Genomic DNA, 362 nt, shown 5'->3' with positions numbered 1-362 from the left:
AGTTTAAAATGCTGTTTTAGCAATGATTGGACAATAGGAAAATGGGTCTTACGTGTTACTTGCGATGTTCGCCCAGCAAAACGGCCGCAATTTTTAAAATTTCGTTTTCTTCTTTGAGTCTTGCGACTTCTTTCTGCATTGCATTAAATTGGGCGCGAGTCACTGGCTTACCGGTAACGTCCGTCCCAATGATTTGGGCTTTCTTCACCCAACCCGTGACGGTTTGTACAGCCAAATGGTATTCATTGGCTAGAGAATTAGCAGAACGTCCCTCGTTATACAAGGTGACAATTGATGACTTAAATTCTGTTGAGTATCGCTTAGCTTTCATAATATAAAAAAACTCCTATACTTGATTATCT

The 362-nt window shown here is 40.1% G+C and carries 1 protein-coding gene; it reads right to left on the bottom strand.

Annotated elements, in window-relative coordinates; all coding sequences use genetic code 11:
- Positions 1-55: 55 nt before the first annotated feature.
- Positions 56-331: a transposase gene (locus BMG01_RS10835; RefSeq protein WP_004906421.1), complete on the bottom strand. Its 276-nt coding sequence runs from the start codon at positions 329-331 to the stop codon at positions 56-58.
- Between the last annotated feature and the right edge of the window lie 31 nt (positions 332-362).

Source organism: Leuconostoc sp. BM2, from assembly GCF_002095565.1.
Classification (GTDB): domain Bacteria; phylum Bacillota; class Bacilli; order Lactobacillales; family Lactobacillaceae; genus Leuconostoc; species Leuconostoc falkenbergense.
Note: the sequence above shows the minus strand (reverse complement) of the source record. Positions and strands in the feature narration are given on the sequence as shown.